The 520-nt window shown below is 65.8% G+C and carries 1 pseudogene; it reads right to left on the bottom strand.

Annotation, left to right across the window (positions count from 1 at the left end):
• Positions 1-520, bottom strand: a pseudogene (locus FUT88_RS25565) (glycosyltransferase family 2 protein); the annotation flags it as partial.

The following is a 520-nucleotide window of genomic DNA, read 5'->3' as shown; positions in this document are numbered from 1 at the left end:
GCGCCAGGCTGAAGGCGCGCGCGTAGTAGGTCACGGCCTTTGCGTAGTCTTCGTGATGCAGCTCGGTTTCCTTGCCGAGCTGATACAGCACGTATGGGTCGTCCGGCCGATGCGCGAGTTCATCGAGCAGCAGTTGCGTATTGCGCTCGCCTTTCTTCTGCATCTTCGCGGCGGTATAGCCGTCGTGGCGCACCACGATCGGCACGCGCGCCGCGGGCAATGACGACACGGGCTGCTCGTGAATGCGCCCCGTGTAATGCACGCCGCGCGGCAGCACACGCGGGATCCACGCAATCAGCTGGCTGGCGGATTCGGTGGCGTCGGTATCGTTCTTGACGCACACCACGCCCACGGACGGCTCTGCGCCGCTGAGCGTGCGCAGGTGCTCGCCGCCGCTTTCCAGCCATTCGTCAGCGTCGAGGATGAGGTTCCAGTCGGCATTGGCGGCCTGCAGCGCGGTGTTGCGCGCGGCTGAGAAGTCATTCGTCCAGGCCATGTGGCTGACGAGCGCGCCGCACGA

Origin of the sequence: Ralstonia sp. TCR112, assembly GCF_007997035.1 — a bacterium.
Taxonomy (GTDB): Bacteria; Pseudomonadota; Gammaproteobacteria; order Burkholderiales; family Burkholderiaceae; genus Ralstonia; species Ralstonia edaphi.
The sequence above is the reverse complement of the archived record's forward strand: the minus strand, read 5'-3'. Positions and strand labels throughout refer to the sequence as shown.